Source organism: Leifsonia sp. Root227 (assembly GCF_001428745.1).
Classification (GTDB): domain Bacteria; phylum Actinomycetota; class Actinomycetes; order Actinomycetales; family Microbacteriaceae; genus Leifsonia.
The window spans coordinates 352952-369626 of sequence record NZ_LMIO01000002.1; the positions used below are offsets into that span (position 1 = coordinate 352952).

Consider the following 16675-nt stretch of genomic DNA (forward strand, 5'->3'; position numbering starts at 1 on the left):
CACCGGCTGCTGTTCAGCAAAAATCGAGGCCGAATCCCGGGCGTGCCGCGCGCGCATCCCGTGTTTGGTAGAACGATCTGTCGATGCCCCGTGTTTCGGGGCGGGCCTGTTCCGGTGGCCGCCGGTAGAGTCGGTGGCAGGGAGGGCGTCCATGCCGAGTTCGCTTCAGAAGTACCGGGTCTGCGTGATCGAGGACGATCCCGACGTCGCCTTCTACATGAAGACCGTGCTGGAGAAGCGGGCGGATGCGGTGGTCGTCGCGATCACGGACCCGTCCAAAGCGCTCGCCGCCATCGCCGACTTCGAGCCGGACCTCGTGCTCACCGACATCGAGATGCCGGGGATCTCCGGGCTCGACCTGCTGAAGGTGCTGCGCAGCCAGTACCCGGGGATGCCGGTCGTCGTCATGACAGCGCACGTCTCCGTCGACTACGCCGTCTCCGCTCTGCGCGCGCAGGCGGACGAGTTCCTGACCAAGCCCGTCTCCTCCGTCGACCTGGTGTCGATCGTGACCAGGCTCGCGGAGCAGGGACGGACCAAGAAGGCGGCGCAGCGTCCGCAGGTGGTCCTCGCGATCGGCGCGCATCCAGACGATGTCGAGATCGGCGTCGGCGGCATCCTGTCCGCCCATCGGGAGGCGGGCAACACCGTCGTCATCCTCACCATGTCGCGGGGCGCCAGGGGAGGGGATGCGGACGACAGGCAGCACGAGTCGCTGTCGTCGGCGGAGCTGCTGGGCGCCAGGCTCTTCATGGAAGACCTGGAGGACACCCAGATCTCCGCGGCGGACCCGACCGTCGGCATCATCGAGCGCGTCGTCGCCGAGGTGCAGCCGGACATCGTTTACACGCATTCCGCCCACGACCGCCACCAGGACCACCGCGCCGTGCACTCAGCGACGCTCGTCGCGACGCGGTCGGTGCGCACGGTGTGCTGCTACCAGAGCCCGTCGGCGACGATCGACTACCGGCCGACCAGGTTCGTGCCGATAGATGGTTTCACAGACGCGAAACTGCGCCTGATCGACTGCTTCCGGTCGCAGACCGAGCTCCGCTCATACCTCGAACCCGACTTCGTGCTCGCCACGGCGCGCTACTGGTCGCGGTTCGGAGGCGGCCAGAGCTGTGAGCCGCTCGAAGTGATCAAAGACACCGCAGACATCTCGGTGCCCGCATCGTCCCTGACGGCGGACGCCCGAACCAGAGGAACAGAGAAGTGACCCGAGTTCTCGTGACAGGCGCCGGCGGCCCTGCCGGCGTCGCCGTCATCCGCTCCCTGCTGGCCCGCGACGACGTGCAGGTGCTCGCCGCCGACATGGACGGCTGGGCGAGCGGCCTGTACCTCGTGGCCGCCGCCGACCGGCGCATCGTCCCTGCCGGTAAGTCCGCCGGGTTCGTCGACGAGCTGATCCGGATGTGCGAGGCAGGCGGCGTGGATGTTCTGTTCTCCACGGTCGACGTCGAGCTGCCCGGCCTCGCTGCACGGCGCGACGACCTGCTCGCGGTCGGGACGGCGCTCGCCGCCCCGAGCATCGAGACGCTGACGGTCTGCCTCGACAAGTACCTCCTCGCGGAGCGCTGCGCCGGGCGGCTCGCGGTCCCGGAGACCCGGCTGCTGAACGCGGACGGCGTCGCGCACGACTGGACGTTCCCTGTCATCATCAAGCCGCGCAGCGGGGCGGGGTCCCGCGGCGTGCGCCTGATCCAGGACCGCGACACGCTGGAGGCGCTCGGCACGGACGAGAGCATCCTGATCCAGGAGAACCTGCCGGGGGACGAGTTCTCCGTCGATGTGCTCGCGGCGCCCGACGGCAGCGTGATCGCCGCCGTTCCCCGCTCGCGCGAACGGGTGGACTCTGGCGTCTCGATCGCCGGCCGAACGGTCAAGCGCGACGAGCTCTCGCAGACCGCCGCCGACGTCGCTCGCGCCATCGGGCTCACTGGCGTCGCCAACGTCCAGCTCCGCTACAGCACCGCGGGCGTCCCCGCGCTGCTGGAGGTGAACCCGCGTTTCCCCGGCGCGATGCCGCTGACGATCGCGGCGGGCGTCGACATGCCGTCGCTCCTGCTCGACCTGGTGACCGGCGTCGATGTGCCGAGGACCGTGGACTTCGTGGAGCTGGCGAACGTCCGGTTCCTCGAAGACGTCTTCCTCGACCCGGCCGACGTGCTCGTCTCCGAGAACGCAGCCCACACCGAAGGCCCGGGCGAGGAGTGACCGCTTCCGGCCGCGAGCTGCTGCTGGGCGACTACCACGTCCATTCGACGTTCTCCGACGACGCGGTCAGCACGCTCGCGGAGAACCTGGCGGCGGCCGGCGCTGCAGGGCTGCGCGAACTGCGCCTGATCGACCATGTGCGCGCGTCGACCACCTGGGTGCCCGAGTTCGTCCGCGCCGTCGCGGCAGAACGCATCCCTGACGGCCTGGCGGTGTTCACCGGGGTGGAGACGAAACTGCTGGATGCGTCCGGCGCCATCGACACGCCGCCCGACCTCATCGTCGGCACAGGCGGGGTGGGAGCGATCGTGATCGGGGACCACCAGTTCCCCGGCACGGACGGGCCGTGGTCTCCGCGCGAGACGACGGAGCGTCTGGCAGCGGGGCTCTCCGCGGACGACGCGCTCGACCTGCTGATCACGGCGAGCATCCGCGCGATGAAGCGAACACCGAACGCGCAGCTCGCGCACTGGTTCTCGATCCTGCCGAAGGTGGGACTGTCCGAGGACCAGCTCGGGAGGGACAGGCTCGCCGCCTGGGCGGCCGCAGCGGCGAGCACGGGCACGATCGTCGAGGTCAATGAGAAGTGGGCGTGTCCTGGGCCGGACGCGGTCGCCGCCCTGATCGCGGCGGGCGCACGCATCGTCGCATCCACCGACAGCCACGTCGCGACGGACGTCGGCCGCTACGAGCGTGTGGCGCGCATACTGGAGGACGCCTATGGTCGTTCCCAAGCGAGCGCGGAACAATCGGCGCACACAGCGTCATCAACCAGCGCGGATTCGACCAACGCAGAGCCGACCAACGCAGAGTCATTCAATGCAGGGGAGGAGGACCGATGAGCCCCATCGACATGAACAGCGAGCAGTACGACGAGATCCAGCGCGAGATCGACGCCAACAAGCGCTGGGAGTACCGCCTGCTCCCGTACGCGGGGATCGCCCTGGTCGTGCTGGCCGCGATCGTCGTCGTGCGCACGGTGTTCCTCTCATGAGCGAGGCAGGCGCGCCCCGCGTCGTCATCGCCGACGACGACGACGACATCCGCGGGCTCATGCTCATCGCCGCCACCCGTGCGGGCGTCGAGGTCGTTGCTGCCGTCGACAACGGTCCTGCAGCGCTCGAAGCTGTTCGTGCCGGCGGCATCGACCTCGTGGTCCTCGACATCTCGATGCCGGGTATGAACGGCGTCGAGGTCGCTGAGGCGGTCAGGGCCGACCCTGTCGCGAGCGCGACGCTCATCCTGATGGTGTCGGCATCCGTGCAGCTCCTCACCGACCACGGCGTCGTCGCCGAACGCTCGGACAGCTTCATCATCAAGCCGTTCAGCCCCAAAGTCCTGACCGCACGCATCAGGGACATGCTCGGGATGGAGGCGACGGTATGACCATCGACCGCTGGCTCGGCCGCATCTCGATCGACTCTCCCAGCCCGTTCGTCAAGCAGATTCCGACGATCATCGGCTTCCTGATCGCCATCGGCGTCATGCTGCTGCCGCTCAGCCCCGGCCCGACGAACACCCTGTTCTTCTATCTCGGCGTCGCGCTCGCGGTAGTGGCGACGGTGGTCTCGTTCGCGTTCCCGTGGCGCAGGCTGCGCGCGGAGTGGTCGATCCTCATCCCCGTGCTGTCGCTGATCGCGGTCGGCCTGTTCCGGCTCGGCACGGGCGGTTCGAACTCGCCGTACGGCGCACTCCTGCTGCTCCCGTTCGTGTGGATCGCGACGGAGGAGGGCAGGATCAACGCCGTGATCGCGGCGCTCGGCACCTTCCTCGTGCTGCTCGGGCCCCTGGTGGCATCCACCGTGCCGACGACCGTCGGCGACCTGGTGCGCGCGATCTTCTCCCCGCTGATCTACATGATCGTCGCGGTCGTCATCAACGAGATCGCGCACAGGGTGCGTGTGCAACTCGCCGCCGCCAACGAGGCGGCGAAGCAGCGCAAGGAACTGCTCGAACAGGCCGTGCGCTCGCAGGACGAGCTGGTGCTGAACGAGTCCAGGCTCAAGACAGCGAACCGCCTGATCCAGAGCATCTGGAACGCCGTGACGGAGCAGTCGGTGATCGGCACCGACCTCGACGGGCTCATCGACGTCTGGAACCCCGGCGCAGAGAAGATGCTCGGCCTCACCGAGAAGCAGGCGCTCGAAGGCCACAGGCACATCATCGAGTTCCACCTCGCCTCGGAGCTGGAGGAACGGCTCCGCGACATGGATGCGCGCGTGCAGACCGTGTCGAGCGCCGAAGACTTCTCCGCCCTCGTGGATGCTGTCCGCTCCGGGTACGCCGACGTGCGCGACTGGACCTATGTGCGGGCGGACGGCAAGCTGGTGCCGGTCCAGGTGGCCGCGACGCCGCGCCTCGACGAGAACGGTCACAGGGTCGGCTTCATCTTCGTCGCGACGGACATGACGCAGGCGCGCGAGTTCGCCAGGCTGAAGGACGAGTTCGTCGGCCTCATCTCGCACGAGCTGCGCACGCCGCTGAGTTCCATCCTCGGCTACCTCGAACTGATGCGCGACGACGAGGACGACCCGCTGTCGCAGGAGCAGTTGCAGTACCTGGGCGTGGCGGAGCGCAACGCCCACCGTCTGCTGCGGCTCGTCGGCGACCTGCTGTTCACCGCGCAGGTGGAGTCCGGCCGCTTCCCGCTGGAGCAGAAGGACCTGGAACTGGGACCGCTGGTCACCGCGTCCGTCGAGTCCGCCCGGCCGGTCGCCACGAACGCAGGGGTCGCGCTCACGGCCGAGCTGCCGGAGGAGTCCGTCACGATCTTCGGCGACCCGCTGCGCATCGGCCAGTCCATCGACAACCTGGTCTCCAACGCCATCAAGTTCACGCCGTCCGGCGGACGCGTCACCGTCGCCCTGTCCCGTGACGGCGGGGATGCGGTGATCGCCGTCACAGACACCGGTATCGGGATCCCAGCGGTCGAGCTCGGGCAGCTCTCCAACCGGTTCTTCCGCGCCTCCACGGCCACCCGCAACGCCGTGCCGGGCGTCGGGCTCGGGCTCACGATCACCAAGGCCATCGTCACCGCGCACGGCGGGAGCATCGACATCGCCAGCGAGGAGGGCGTCGGCACCACGATCAGCCTGCGCCTCCCTCTCGAAGTGGCTGCGACGGCGGCACTGGACGGTGGTCGCTGATGGACGAGGCCCAGCGCGGCAGTGCAGAAGGCATCGCCGTCGCGGTCGTGCAGTTCGCGCCGACCGACGACACTGTGCACAACAGGGACTCCGTCGCGGCGTTCGTCGCCGTCGCCGCCGGGCGCGGGGCGAAGCTGGTCGTGTTCCCCGAGTATTCGTCGTACTTCGTGCATCCCCTCGGCGATGGGTTCGTGCGGAACGCGGAACCGATGGACGGCCCGTTCGTGGGCGCACTGGTCGCTGCCGCCCGCGAGCATGGCGTGTTCGCGGTCGCCGGGCTCGTCGAGAGAACCGACGACAAGCACCGGTTCTCGAACACCATCGTCGCAGTCGCTCCGACGGGCGATGTCGTCGCGACGTACCGCAAGCAGCACCTGTACGACGCATTCGGGGCCCAGGAGTCCGAGTGGGTGGTGCCGGGCGCCATCGACGCACCCCAGACCTTCGAGGCGCACGGCATCACGGTGGGGATGCAGACCTGCTACGACCTGCGATTCCCCGAGGTGACCAGGCGGCTGGCCGACGCGGGAGCAGAGCTCGTTCTCGTACCGGCCGAGTGGGTGCGCGGACCGCTCAAAGAGCAGCACTGGCGCACCCTGATCGCGGCGCGCGCCATCGAGAACACCCTCTACGTCGCCGCCGCGGACCACACGCCGCCGATCGGCGTCGGATCGAGCACGATCGTCGACCCGATGGGCGTCGCGCTGGCCACGATCGGCGAGACGACGGGGGTGGCCGTCGCCGAGGTCACCGCGGAGCGGGTGCGCGCCGTGCGCGAGGTCAATCCGGCGCTCGCGCTCCGGCGCTACCGGGTGGAGCCGATCGACTGACGGCAGGGGCGAGGGGAGCCGGCCTCAGCGCCGCAGGCCCGCCAGCTGAGCGGTCGCCCGCTCCAGCACCTCCGTGCGCTTGCAGAACGCGAACCGCACCAGGGATGCGGTCCCCGCGGCGTACTCGTCCGTGCAGAACGCGGACAGCGGCACGGCGACCACCCCGGCGAGGTCGGGCAGCTCGCGGCAGAACGCCACAGCGTCAGTGAAGCCGAGCGGAGCGGCGTCGGCGACGACGAAGTACGTCCCGTCGGAGTCCGCGACCCCGAAGCCGGCAGCGCGCAGCCCGTCCGACAGCAGGTCCTTCTTCCGCCCGAGGGTCGACGCGATACCGGTGAAGTAGTCGTCGCCCAGTCGGAGCCCTGCTGCGATGGCGGGCTGGAACGGTGCGCCGTTCACGTAGGTGAGGAACTGTTTCACCGCGAGGATGGCCGTCACGAGCTCCGCAGGGGCGGTGAGCCAGCCGACCTTCCACCCCGTGGTGTTGAACGTCTTGCCGCCGGAGGAGATGCTCACGGTGCGCTCCCGCGCCCCCGGCAGCGTCGCGATCGGCACGTGCGGCACGCCGAAGGTCAGGTGCTCGTACACCTCGTCGGTGACGATGATGGCGTCGTGCTCGTGAGCCAGTTCGACGATCGTCTGCAGCACCTCCGTGCTCAGCACGGTGCCCGTCGGGTTGTGCGGGGAGTTCACGAGGATGATCCTGGTGCGGTCGGTGACCGCATCCCGCAGCTCGTCGAGGTCGGGCTGGAAGCCGGGAAGGCGGAGCGGGACCGTGCGGTGCCTGGCGTCCGCCAGGCCGATCAGCGCGCCGTACGCGTCGTAGAACGGCTCGAACGTCACGACCTCGTCCCCCGGCTGGAGCAGGGCCAGCAGGGTGGCGGCGATGGCCTCGGTGGCTCCCGCGGTGACCAGCACCTCCCTCTCCGGGTCCACGGTGAGTCCGTAGAAGCGCTCCTGGTGCTCCGCGATGGCGTGCCGGAGGTCGGGGATGCCGATGCCGGGCGGGTACTGGTTCTCTCCTGAGCGGATGGCGGCGACCGCGGCGTCGAGCACCTCGGCAGGACCGTCCTCGTCAGGGAAGCCCTGCCCGAGGTTGATCGCGCCCGTCCGCACGGCCAGCGCGCTCATCTCGGCGAAGATCGTCGCAGCGATCGCTCCGTCTGCGCCGAGCAGGCCTGCGCCGCTCGCCGCACGCTTCCACGCGCCTGATACCGTCATGGGCACATCCTCTCCGCGTCGTGCTGTTCCAACCTACGGGGTGTCGGTCGTCGCACGCATTCGGTACGTTGTGCAGAGTCATTGACAGGCAGTAGCTCGTCCACAGGGGCCGCAAATAGAACACCCAGGTTCGCATCCCAAGCTGTCAGTGCTTGGAAGGAGCAACACACCATGACTGACACCCCGATCACTCCGGAGCCCGCGAAGGCCCAGCACGACGCCGACACCGAGTCGGTCGCGGGTGCTGCAGCCGAGACCCCCACGAACGCCGAGGGGCAGACCGCGGCGGAGGCGACTCCGGCCGCCGAGGCCGCACCCGCTGCTGAGGCTGCTCCCGCAGCCGACGCCGCACCGGCTGCACCGACCGCACCGGCCTGGGAAGCCCCGGCCGCCGCGCCGGCCGCTGCCCAGACGGATGCGCAGCCCACCCTCCCGCAGCCAGGTGCGCCCGTCGCACCGGCCGCCAGCCAGACTCAGCCGACGCAGCCGGTGCCGCCGCAGCCGTACGGCCAGCAGCCGACAGCGCAGCAGCCCAACTACGGGAACGGCTCGTTCGGGCAGCCCGCATACCAGGGCGCACCGCAGCAGCCGTACGCCCCGCACGCCCAGCACGGCCCGTACGCCACCGCCCCTGGCGTCGCGACCGCCGCCAAGCCGGCCAAGAAGCGCAACACCGGCATGATCATCGCGACGCTCGCGATCGGCGCCCTCATCGGCGGCGTCGCCGGAGCGGGAGCGGGCGTCGGCATCTACGCGGCGACCAGCTCGAACAACGCGACAATCAAGACGGTCTCCGGTCCGCAGAACATCACGGTCAACGACGCCAACAACGCCACGACGGTCACCGCCGTCGCCGCGAAGGCGTCGCCGAGCGTCGTCACCATCTCCGTGACAGGCTCGAGCGAGGGAGGCACGGGCTCCGGCATCGTCCTCACCTCGGACGGCTACGTCCTCACCAACACGCACGTCGTCACCCTCGACGGCCAGGCGTCGAACGTGACCGTCAGCGTCCAGGACAACGACGGCAAGATCTATTCGGCGAAGATCGTCGGCACCGACCCGACCACCGACCTCGCCGTGATCAAGCTGGACGGCGCATCAGGGATGACCCCGATGAAGTTCGCCGACTCGAGCAAGCTGAACGTCGGCGACACCGCCGTGGCGATCGGCGCACCGCTCGGTCTCTCCGGCACGGTCACCGACGGCATCGTCAGCGCCCTCAACCGCAGCATCAGCATCGCGTCGTCCGCCGCCCCGAAGTCGGGAGACGACTCGTCCGGTGGCAGCGGGGGAGACACCAACGGCAACCCGTGGAACTTCGACTTCCCCGGTCAGGGCGGCTCCGGCTCCGGCTCGCAGCAGTCCACCACGACGGCGACGATCTCTCTCCCGGTCATCCAGACCGACGCCGCGATCAACCCCGGCAACTCCGGCGGGGCGCTGCTCAACAGCAAGGGTGAGCTGATCGGCGTCAACGTGGCCATCGCGAGCGCGAGCGGTTCGTCGTCGAGCGGCACCCAGTCGGGCAGCATCGGCGTCGGCTTCGCCATCCCGGCGAACCTCGCCGAGCGCGTTTCGCAGGAGATCATCAAGAACGGGTCCGCAACGCACGGCCTGCTCGGCGCCTCCGTCACCGACTCGTCCTCTGACGCCAAGGCGACCAACGTCGGCGCGATCATCAAGGACGTCACCTCCGGAGGGGCAGCGGCCGGCGCGGGCCTGAAGGCGGGCGACGAGGTCGTCAACTTCAACGGCCTGCCGATCACGAGCGCGACCGACCTGACCGCTCAGGTCCGCGCCCTCGCGGCCGGAGCCAAGGCGGACGTCACGTACATCCGCGACGGCCAGACCAAGACAACGACCGTCACGCTCGGTTCGCTCCCCGCGAGCTGATCGCCGACACCACCATCACGAGGCCGTCCCGCAGCAGCGGGGCGGCCTCGCGGCGTTCGGGGGCGGGCTCCCAGGCGCGCCTGGACGCGGCTGATAAGCTCGAACGACCCGAAAACGACGAATGGAACCGATGCCGGACAACACTGTGCACACCCTTCCCGGTGTCTCGTACGTGATGCCCGTTCTGAACGAAGTCACTCACGTGCGGGCTGCCGTCGACAGCCTGCTCGCCCAGGACTACGCAGGACCGTTCGAGGTGACCGTCGCGCTCGGCCCGAGCATGGACGGCACCACGGAGCTCGTCGAAGAGCTCGCGGCCGTCGACAACCGCATCCACATCGTCGAGAACGTCGTCGGATCGACGCCGGCCGGGCTCAACCTGGCCATCCGCCAGTCGCACTATCCGGTGGTCATCCGAGTGGATGCGCACTCCGTCCTGCCCACCGACTACGCCCGAATCGCGGTCGAGACCATCCTGGAGACCGGGGCGGACAACGTCGGCGGGCTGATGGATGCGCAGGGCACCACGGCGTTCGAGCGCGCCGTGGCGCGGGCGTACGGCAGCCGCATCGGTCTCGGCGGCACCAAGCTCCACGTCGGAGGCGAAGCAGGGCCGGCGGAGACGGTGTACCTCGGCGTCTTCCAGCGCGACAGGCTGATCGAGGTCGGCATGTTCGACGAGGACATCAAGCGAGGTCAGGACTGGGAGCTCAACCGCCGGCTGCGCTCGACCGGCGGCACCGTGTGGTTCACCCCGCGCCTCAAGGTCACGTACCGCCCTCGCCCCAACCTCTACCGCCTGGCCAGGCAGTTCGTGTCGACCGGCGTGTGGCGCGGAGAGCTGGCCCGTCGTTTTCCCGCCGCCAACGGCGTGCGCTACTTCGCGCCCCCGCTGATGGTGCTCGGCGTCGCGGTCGGCCTGATCCTGGGGATCGCCGGCATCGTCCAGGCCATCCTCGGAGCCGCCCCCTGGCTGCTCATCGGCTTCGCCATCCCCGCCTTCTACGTGCTGATCGTCGTCGCCTCGGCCATCGTGTGGGGGCGCAAGGACGGCTTTCGTTCGTTCCTCTGGTTTCTCGTAGTCTTGCCGTGCATCCATTTCTGCTGGGGGAGCGGCTTCATCCTCGGATACCTCTCGCTCACCCGCAACATCACGGCCCACACGGGAAGGTAGCCATGTCAGCCCCAGGCACCGGCGCGCACGGAGCGCGCCCGACCTCGATCGCCGAGCTGCGCGCGGTCGCGCAGCCGCCCGAGGTGCGCGGGCGTCGCAACGCCGAGCACTGGACGGCGTCGCTGTACCTGCGCAACCTGTCGCCGTACCTCACCTGGTTCCTGCTCAAGACCTCGATCTCGGCCAACGGCGTCACCGGCCTGATGATCCTCACGGGATGGGCGACGGCCGCGAGCCTCCTCATCCCCGGCATCGGAGGCGCCGCGCTCGCGCTCATCCTCGGCCAGCTGCAGATGCTGGTCGACTGCTGCGACGGCGAGGTGGCGCGCTGGCGCAGGACATCGTCGCCGGCGGGGATCTTCCTCGACAATGTCGGGCACTACTCCACCGAGACGCTGATCGCGATCGCGCTCGGCATCCGCGCAGCGGGCTACCCGTTCGAGGCGCCCGCCGACTACCTGTGGACGAACCTCGGCACGCTGCTGGCCCTCATCATCGTGCTCAACAAGGCGCTGAACGACATGGTGCGCGTCGCCAGGGCGAACGCGGGTCTCGGCAAGCTGGCCGACACCCAGGCGGCGTACGCGCCGACCCACGGCGTCATCGCCCGGCTGCGTCGCGCCGCACGTTTCGTGCCGTTCCACCGGCTTTACCACTCCGTCGAGCTGACGATCATGATCTTCGTCTTCTCGATCATCGGGCTCTTCATCGGAGATCAGCTCGCCAACCGCATCTTGCTCGCCGTTCTCGTGCCGCTGGCGCTGCTGGCGCTGATCGGGCACTTCGTGGCGATCATGTCGTCGAAGAGGGTTCGTGGCTGACCGGCAGGTCGCCGTCGTCGTGCTCACGCAGGGTACGCGTCCGGCCGAACTGCGCCGCGGGATCGACTCCGTGCTCGCGCAGACCGGCGTCTCGACCGACGTGGTGGTCGTCGGCAACGGTTGGGACCCCGCCACGTCCGACCCTGCACTGCCTGACGGCGTCCGCACGCTGCACCTGCCGGAGAACGTGGGCATCCCCGCCGGACGGAACGCGGGCGTCCCTCTGGTCTCCGGCGACATCCTGCTGTTCCTGGACGACGACGCGTGCATCCCGTCGCAGACCTTCCTCACCGACGCCATCGGACAACTGGATGCGGACCCCGGCATCGGGATGATCCAGCCGCGCATCGTGGACCCCTCCGGAACGATGTCCCCTCGCCGCTGGATCCCGCGCATCCGGAAGGGCGACCCCGCACACCCGAGCAACGTGTTCTCGGTGTGCGAGGCGGTCATCGTGCTCCCACGGCGCGTCTTCGACGCCGCCGGCGGCTGGGCCGCCCCGTTCTTCTACGCCCACGAGGGAATCGACCTGGCCTGGAAGGTGTGGGATCAGGGGCTGCGCACCTGGTACGCGGGCGACCTGATCGCCAACCACCCTGCCGTCTCCCCGACGAGGCACTCGTACTACTACCGTCTCAATGCCCGTAACCGGGTGTGGCTGGCGCGGCGGAACCTGCCCGCTGTTCTCGTGCCGCTCTATGTCGGATCGTGGACGGGCATCCAGTTGCTCAGGTGGTTCAGGAAGCCGGCGGTGCTGAAGGCGTGGTTCGGCGGCTGGAGGGAAGGCTGGCGCACCCATCCGGGGGAGCGGAGGCCACTGCGCTGGCGCACGGTGTGGCGCATGACCCTCGCTGGACGCCCGCCGATCGTCTGAGACGCTGTCAGTCGTCCGCGCGTTCGTCGGCGTCCTGGTCCTGCTCAGCACGTTCCGGCTCGCCCGTGGTCAGTTCGCCCTGCCGTGCTGACCGCCGGCGAGGAACGGCCCCTTTGAGGACGGTGCCTGCTCGCAGTGCCGCGGTCCCTGCGCTCGCTCCCATCCGCCGGACGCCGTCGCTCGTCGCTGCGATGGACCGTCCTGCGATGCCCGGCTTCTTCTCCCCGGCCGTGACGGCACGGACGACAGGGGCGGTGGCGGCGGGGAACACGGCGGGTGCACCGCCGAACGCCAGCCGTGAGTTCTGCACGACGCGCCGGCCCAGGATATTGTTGCCCGCTCCGCCGATGACGGCGCCGATCCCGAACGGGATCGCCCTGCCGATCACGCTGGCGCCGCCGCGCACGGCGAACTGGCGGATGAACGCGCTCTTCAAGCGGTCGACCAGCGGCCCGACCATCATCGACGGAAGGCTCGAGGTGACGAGCTCTCCCCAGTACGCTGAGCGCCCTGCGCCGCCTCCGGCGACCTGACCAGCCAGCTGGCGAACCAGGTCGGAGCCCTCCCTGCCCAGCATCATGGTGAGGACGAGAGCGCGAGCGCGCTCCGGGTCGTCGACCGCGATGCCGTGCAGCTCACTGAGCGACTGGGCGTACAGAGCAGTCGCTTCGAGGAATCCGGCCGTCTCCAGTCCGGAGAGTGCGATGGTGATGCCCGTGCCGATCGCGGGAATGACGGCGGTCACGCCGACAGCCGCGCCTCCGGTGGTCACGGCGGCGAGATAGCGGCGCTCCAGGATCGCGGCGATCTGTGCGGGGGACGCCGCCGGGTTCCTGCGACGGATGCCGCGCAGGTGGGCGAGGACGGCGGGCCGGTGGATCGCGAGCAGCCGATCGAGCGTGGTGTTGACCACGCGAGGCGTCTCGGCCCCCGTCTGCTGCCCGCCGGTGACCGATACGAGCGGTTTCTGCTGTTTAGCCATCGACCCCGAGTGTATGCGCACAATCTGCGAGGAACACAGGGATTGATTTTCCCCGTGTTCCTCGCAGTGCGTGTCTCGTGTCGGTGCTGGTGTGGAGAGCGGAGCTGCTCGGTCAGGGACCGAGCAGGCTGTTCCCGTGCCGCGACCGCAGGTACTCGGCGGCGGGCAGCACGCTGTATGCAGCGGGGAGGTGGTCCCCGTTCAGCCCTGCGGTGAGGGCTGCGACGTCCACGCCGAAGACGCTCGCGATCCGCAGAATGGTCACGAGGCTCGGGTTGGCGACGCCGCGTTCGATCTTTCCGTAGTTGGTGACGTGCATCTGTGCGAGGTCGGCGACGTTCTCCTGGCTGAGGCCGAGCTCGACGCGGACGTTGCGCACGCGTGCACCGAAGATCACGGCGGCTGGGGACAAAGGCTCTGGTGACATAAACAATGAATACGACGATGCTGCGTCGGTCGCCAGAGCCGAGATGCCTCTGACACACTCACTGCGTGCATAAAGGATGTAAAATACATACCTCTCGCCCGGCTCAGAAGCTGACGTTCCAGAGGTATTCCGTGCCATCCGGCCGGAACCAGCGCACGACGAGGATGGTGTCTGCTGCGATGTCGGGGCCGATGACGGTCGCGTCGATGGCAGCGCCCGGCACGACGGCGGATGGAGCGCTCACGCTCAGGCGGGAGCGGCCGGCGATGCTGACGGTGACCCCGTGCAGGATCTCCTCGCTGGTGTTGACCAGGCGGTACAGGGGAGGCGCGCTGCGGTCGACCTCCCATGGCACGCGATGGGCGACGGCGGTTGTCTGGGTGGCGGACGATGGACTGCGTAATTCACGGCGACGGCGGATCATGGGAACAATCTAAAATTCGCGTCCGACGCTGGGGCTCTCAGAGGGGGCGTCTAGGCCCTTTCTGTGGAGAACTCCTCGAATTCTTTTTTGTGGAGGGATTGGTGCACCCCAAAGAATTCGGTCTGATCAGGGTTTTCGATCAGCTTCCGTAATCGCGGTTGTAGAGGTCCAGCACCTCGTCGATGGAGCTGTCGAGCACCAGCGACCCCTTGTCGAGATACAGTCCCCTGTCGCAGAAGCGGCGGAGATCCTTCTCGTTGTGCGAGACGAAGAAGAGCGTCCTCCCGCCCTCGAGCAGTTCCTCGATGCGCCGGTAACATTTCTCGCGGAACCCGCGGTCGCCGACGGCGAGCACCTCGTCGACGAGGATGATCGGCTCCTCGAGCTGCGAGATGACGGAGAACGCGATGCGCACCTTCATCCCGCTCGACAGGTGCTTGTACGGGGTGTCGACGAAGTCGCGGATCTCTGCGAAGTCGATGATGCTGTCGAACCTCTCGTCGATCTGCGACCGTGACATGCCGTGCAGTCCGGCTGTCAGATAGACGTTGTCGCGTACCGTCAGGTCGTCGACGAAGCCGCCGGTGATCTCGATGAGCGGCGCGACGCCGTCGTCGACCTTCACGGCGCCCTCGTCGGGGAGCATGACGCCGGCGACGAGCTTCAGCAGGGTCGACTTGCCCTGACCGTTCCTGCCGACGACACCGATCGACTCGCCCTCGTTCACGGCGAAGGTGACGTTGCGGAGCGCCCAGAAATCGTCGGGACGCGTCCTTCGCTGACGGGAGCTGAACAGGTCCTTGAACGAGCGCCGGCCTCCTCGGTTGCGCCGGAACCTGACGCCAAGCCCGGAGACGTCGATGATGGGTGCCTGCATCAGATCTCCTTCAGGACGGCGCGCTCGCTGCGGCGGAAAACCAGGATGCCGATCGCGAGGAGGACGAGAGAGACCAGCGCGCTCGTCAACACCAGATACCAATCGAGCTCCTTGGCGAAGAAAGCAGCGCGATACAGGCTGAACAGCCCGGTGAGCGGATTGAACGCCGCCAGGTCTTTCAGGATGTGGATGTGCTCCAGGTCGCGCGCGCTGTAGATGATCGGGGACGCGTAGAAGAGGAAGCGCAGGAACAGCTTGATCGCACGCTCCAAGTCGCGGAAGAACACCACGAGCGGTGCGACGATCAGGCCGACGCCCATGGTCAGGATGACCTGGATCACGATCGCGAGTGGGAACAGCAGGATGTCGATGTTCACCCTCGCGCCGCCGACGATCGCGAAGAACGCGAGGACGGGGAGGGAGAGCAGGAACTCGATGCCCTTGGATGCGACGATCCTGTTGACCCAGATCGAGCGGGGGATCATCGTGGACCTGATGAGCTTCGACTCGCGCAGGAATGCTCGCGTGCTGTCCGAGACCGCGCCGTTGAACCACATCCACGGAAGCAGGGCGGCGAGCAGGAAGACGATGTACGGTTCCTCACCGACATCGCGGTGGAAGATCTGCGTGAAGACCAGCCAGTAAATGCCGCTCATCACCAGCGGGTCGAGGATCGACCACAGGTAGCCGAGCGCGCTCGTAGAGTACCGGACGCGCAGGTCTCGCTTCGTCAGCAACCAGAGGGAGTGCCGATAGCGGGCGAACTTCGTTCGCTGCGCAGGGCGCACTGCAGTGAATGTACTGGTCACGGAACCCATCGTATTGATCGAAGCTGCGTGCTCGTCACGCAGCGGATTCGACTATACGAAAAAACCCTGCACTAAACGAAAAGGTTCGCCCGCTCGAGGTCTTCCTGGAAGTCGACCTCGACCGCGTACAGGTCTGAAATGTCGACGGGCTCGACGAGCAGGGCGTCCTGCTCGATCGCGAGCTCGATGCCGCGCTCGAAGTAGTCCTGGTCGCCGACGCGCTGCAGCTGACGGAGCAGGGCGGCCTTGTCGGTGCTCGACACGTAGTTGATGCCGACGGCCTCGCCGAGACCGTTCTTGACGGTCTTGGAAAGCTCCTGGATGTATCCCTCGGCGCCGGTGGTGTACTTGACCTCCTCGTCGGCGACCGACGAGGTGTTGACGGTGACGAAGGTCTGGTCGCGGTTGACCGTCGCGGCGGCGCGAACGAGGACGGCGGGGTCGAAGACGACGTCTCCGTTCATCCAGAGCACTCCGCCGTTGCCCGACGCCTGCAGGGCGCGCATGAGGCTCTTGGAGGTGTTGGTCTGGTCGTACTGCTCGTTGTAGACGAAGGATGCGTCCGGGAACGCTTCGATGATGTGCTCGAGCTTGTAGCCGACGACGATGGTGACCTTGGCGTCCTTGCCGAAGGCAGCGTGGATGTTGTCGAACTGCTGCTGCATGATGGTGCGGCCGTCGCTGAGCTCGGTGAGCGGCTTCGGAAGGCTTCGTCCGAGGCGGCTGCCCATGCCGGCTGCCAGAATCACTACCTGGGTCGTCACAATTGTCTCCTTGGGTTCCGTGCGGACTGGAGATGATGACCTGCTGGACACCACTTAACCGAAGTCTGGTAGAGGGTTCGCCCAGGGTTCAGCCGCACTTACGCGTATCGACACCCCTTCATGCCTCGACCAGAATACCGGCGCACCCTTTCGAGGGGCAGGGGTTGACCGATGTCGTTGTTGGGTCGTTATGTTCCTCACAGGACTTTCCTAGGC

18 protein-coding genes are annotated in these 16675 nt (G+C 68.0%); 11 read left to right on the forward strand and 7 right to left on the reverse strand.

Going from position 1 to position 16675, the window contains the following annotated elements:
• Positions 1-151: 151 nt before the first annotated feature.
• The 7 genes from ASE16_RS06570 to ASE16_RS06595 are packed head-to-tail and all read left to right on the forward strand — an operon-like array spanning position 152 to position 6193.
• Complete coding sequence (locus ASE16_RS06570) at positions 152-1219, forward strand: response regulator (protein ID WP_055892562.1); 1068 nt, start codon at positions 152-154, stop codon at positions 1217-1219.
• Positions 1216-2217: an ATP-grasp domain-containing protein gene (locus ASE16_RS06575; RefSeq protein WP_055892564.1), complete on the forward strand. Its 1002-nt coding sequence runs from the start codon at positions 1216-1218 to the stop codon at positions 2215-2217. Before ASE16_RS06570 ends, ASE16_RS06575 begins: the two co-directional genes overlap by 4 nt.
• Positions 2214-3059, forward strand: coding sequence for a PHP domain-containing protein (locus ASE16_RS06580; protein WP_235500394.1), 846 nt, complete (start codon positions 2214-2216; stop codon positions 3057-3059). Before ASE16_RS06575 ends, ASE16_RS06580 begins: the two co-directional genes overlap by 4 nt.
• Positions 3056-3211: a hypothetical protein gene (locus tag ASE16_RS19725; protein ID WP_157480177.1), complete on the forward strand. Its 156-nt coding sequence runs from the start codon at positions 3056-3058 to the stop codon at positions 3209-3211. The genes ASE16_RS06580 and ASE16_RS19725 overlap by 4 nt, the downstream gene beginning before the upstream one ends.
• On the forward strand, positions 3208-3603 hold the full coding sequence (locus ASE16_RS06585; RefSeq protein ID WP_055892567.1) for a two-component system response regulator: 396 nt from the start codon (positions 3208-3210) through the stop codon (positions 3601-3603). The genes ASE16_RS19725 and ASE16_RS06585 overlap by 4 nt, the downstream gene beginning before the upstream one ends.
• On the forward strand, positions 3600-5363 hold the full coding sequence (locus ASE16_RS06590) for a sensor histidine kinase (protein ID WP_055892570.1): 1764 nt from the start codon (positions 3600-3602) through the stop codon (positions 5361-5363). The genes ASE16_RS06585 and ASE16_RS06590 overlap by 4 nt, the downstream gene beginning before the upstream one ends.
• The gene (locus tag ASE16_RS06595; protein ID WP_055892573.1) at positions 5363-6193 is read left to right on the forward strand and encodes a carbon-nitrogen hydrolase family protein; all 831 of its coding nucleotides are present in this window, start codon (positions 5363-5365) and stop codon (positions 6191-6193) included. Before ASE16_RS06590 ends, ASE16_RS06595 begins: the two co-directional genes overlap by 1 nt.
• Positions 6194-6217: 24 nt before the next feature.
• On the opposite strand, the gene ASE16_RS06600 is transcribed toward ASE16_RS06595, so the two are convergent.
• Entirely contained in the window at positions 6218-7414 is a 1197-nt protein-coding gene (locus ASE16_RS06600) for a pyridoxal phosphate-dependent aminotransferase (RefSeq protein WP_055892576.1), read from the reverse strand.
• A 171-nt stretch (positions 7415-7585) separates the two neighbouring features.
• Between ASE16_RS06600 and ASE16_RS06605 the strand changes: the two genes are divergently transcribed.
• From ASE16_RS06605 to ASE16_RS06620, 4 genes are all read left to right on the forward strand, one after another.
• Positions 7586-9307: a S1C family serine protease gene (locus ASE16_RS06605; protein WP_055892579.1), complete on the forward strand. Its 1722-nt coding sequence runs from the start codon at positions 7586-7588 to the stop codon at positions 9305-9307.
• Positions 9308-9437: 130 nt separating this feature from the next.
• On the forward strand, positions 9438-10481 hold the full coding sequence (locus ASE16_RS06610) for a glycosyltransferase family 2 protein (RefSeq protein WP_055894350.1): 1044 nt from the start codon (positions 9438-9440) through the stop codon (positions 10479-10481).
• 2 nt (positions 10482-10483) lie between these two features.
• Positions 10484-11302 (forward strand): CDP-alcohol phosphatidyltransferase family protein, encoded by an 819-nt coding sequence (locus ASE16_RS06615; RefSeq protein WP_055892583.1) that lies wholly within the window; start codon positions 10484-10486, stop codon positions 11300-11302.
• Positions 11295-12176, forward strand: a complete 882-nt coding sequence (locus ASE16_RS06620; RefSeq protein WP_055892586.1) for a glycosyltransferase family 2 protein — start codon at positions 11295-11297, stop codon at positions 12174-12176. Before ASE16_RS06615 ends, ASE16_RS06620 begins: the two co-directional genes overlap by 8 nt.
• Positions 12177-12183: 7 nt before the next feature.
• Here ASE16_RS06620 and ASE16_RS06625 read toward each other — a convergent pair whose 3' ends face one another.
• The 6 genes from ASE16_RS06625 to ASE16_RS06650 all read right to left on the reverse strand — a co-directional run bounded on the left by ASE16_RS06625 (position 12184) and on the right by ASE16_RS06650 (position 16459).
• Positions 12184-13158 carry a hypothetical protein gene (locus ASE16_RS06625; RefSeq protein ID WP_235500395.1) on the reverse strand — a complete coding sequence of 325 codons (975 nt, stop codon included), beginning with the start codon at positions 13156-13158 and terminating at the stop codon, positions 12184-12186.
• Between the two features lie 112 nt (positions 13159-13270).
• The gene (locus ASE16_RS06630) at positions 13271-13555 is read right to left on the reverse strand and encodes a helix-turn-helix domain-containing protein (RefSeq protein WP_235500396.1); all 285 of its coding nucleotides are present in this window, start codon (positions 13553-13555) and stop codon (positions 13271-13273) included.
• Between the two features lie 133 nt (positions 13556-13688).
• On the reverse strand, positions 13689-14009 hold the full coding sequence (locus ASE16_RS20075; protein WP_235500397.1) for a hypothetical protein: 321 nt from the start codon (positions 14007-14009) through the stop codon (positions 13689-13691).
• A gap of 139 nt (positions 14010-14148) precedes the next feature.
• Positions 14149-14886: an ABC transporter ATP-binding protein gene (locus tag ASE16_RS06640; RefSeq protein WP_055892593.1), complete on the reverse strand. Its 738-nt coding sequence runs from the start codon at positions 14884-14886 to the stop codon at positions 14149-14151.
• On the reverse strand, positions 14886-15695 hold the full coding sequence (locus ASE16_RS06645; protein ID WP_402848953.1) for an ABC transporter permease: 810 nt from the start codon (positions 15693-15695) through the stop codon (positions 14886-14888). Before ASE16_RS06645 ends, ASE16_RS06640 begins: the two co-directional genes overlap by 1 nt.
• A gap of 71 nt (positions 15696-15766) precedes the next feature.
• Positions 15767-16459, reverse strand: a complete 693-nt coding sequence (locus ASE16_RS06650) for an NTP transferase domain-containing protein (RefSeq protein ID WP_055892599.1) — start codon at positions 16457-16459, stop codon at positions 15767-15769.
• Between the last annotated feature and the right edge of the window lie 216 nt (positions 16460-16675).

Bases quoted from the DNA above. Each gene is read 5' to 3' on its own strand.
- ASE16_RS06570 (WP_055892562.1), top strand. From the start codon at position 152: ATGCCGAGTTCGCTTCAGAAGTACCGGGTCTGCGTGATCGAGGACGAT.
- ASE16_RS19725 (WP_157480177.1), top strand. From the start codon at position 3,056: ATGAGCCCCATCGACATGAACAGCGAGCAGTACGACGAGATCCAGCGC.
- ASE16_RS06585 (WP_055892567.1), top strand. From the start codon at position 3,208: ATGAGCGAGGCAGGCGCGCCCCGCGTCGTCATCGCCGACGACGACGAC.
- ASE16_RS06590 (WP_055892570.1), top strand. From the start codon at position 3,600: ATGACCATCGACCGCTGGCTCGGCCGCATCTCGATCGACTCTCCCAGC.
- ASE16_RS06595 (WP_055892573.1), top strand. From the start codon at position 5,363: ATGGACGAGGCCCAGCGCGGCAGTGCAGAAGGCATCGCCGTCGCGGTC.
- ASE16_RS06600 (WP_055892576.1), bottom strand. From the start codon at position 7,414: ATGACGGTATCAGGCGCGTGGAAGCGTGCGGCGAGCGGCGCAGGCCTG.
- ASE16_RS06605 (WP_055892579.1), top strand. From the start codon at position 7,586: ATGACTGACACCCCGATCACTCCGGAGCCCGCGAAGGCCCAGCACGAC.
- ASE16_RS06610 (WP_055894350.1), top strand. From the start codon at position 9,438: ATGCCGGACAACACTGTGCACACCCTTCCCGGTGTCTCGTACGTGATG.
- ASE16_RS06615 (WP_055892583.1), top strand. From the start codon at position 10,484: ATGTCAGCCCCAGGCACCGGCGCGCACGGAGCGCGCCCGACCTCGATC.
- ASE16_RS06625 (WP_235500395.1), bottom strand. From the start codon at position 13,158: ATGGCTAAACAGCAGAAACCGCTCGTATCGGTCACCGGCGGGCAGCAG.
- ASE16_RS20075 (WP_235500397.1), bottom strand. From the start codon at position 14,009: ATGATCCGCCGTCGCCGTGAATTACGCAGTCCATCGTCCGCCACCCAG.
- ASE16_RS06640 (WP_055892593.1), bottom strand. From the start codon at position 14,886: ATGCAGGCACCCATCATCGACGTCTCCGGGCTTGGCGTCAGGTTCCGG.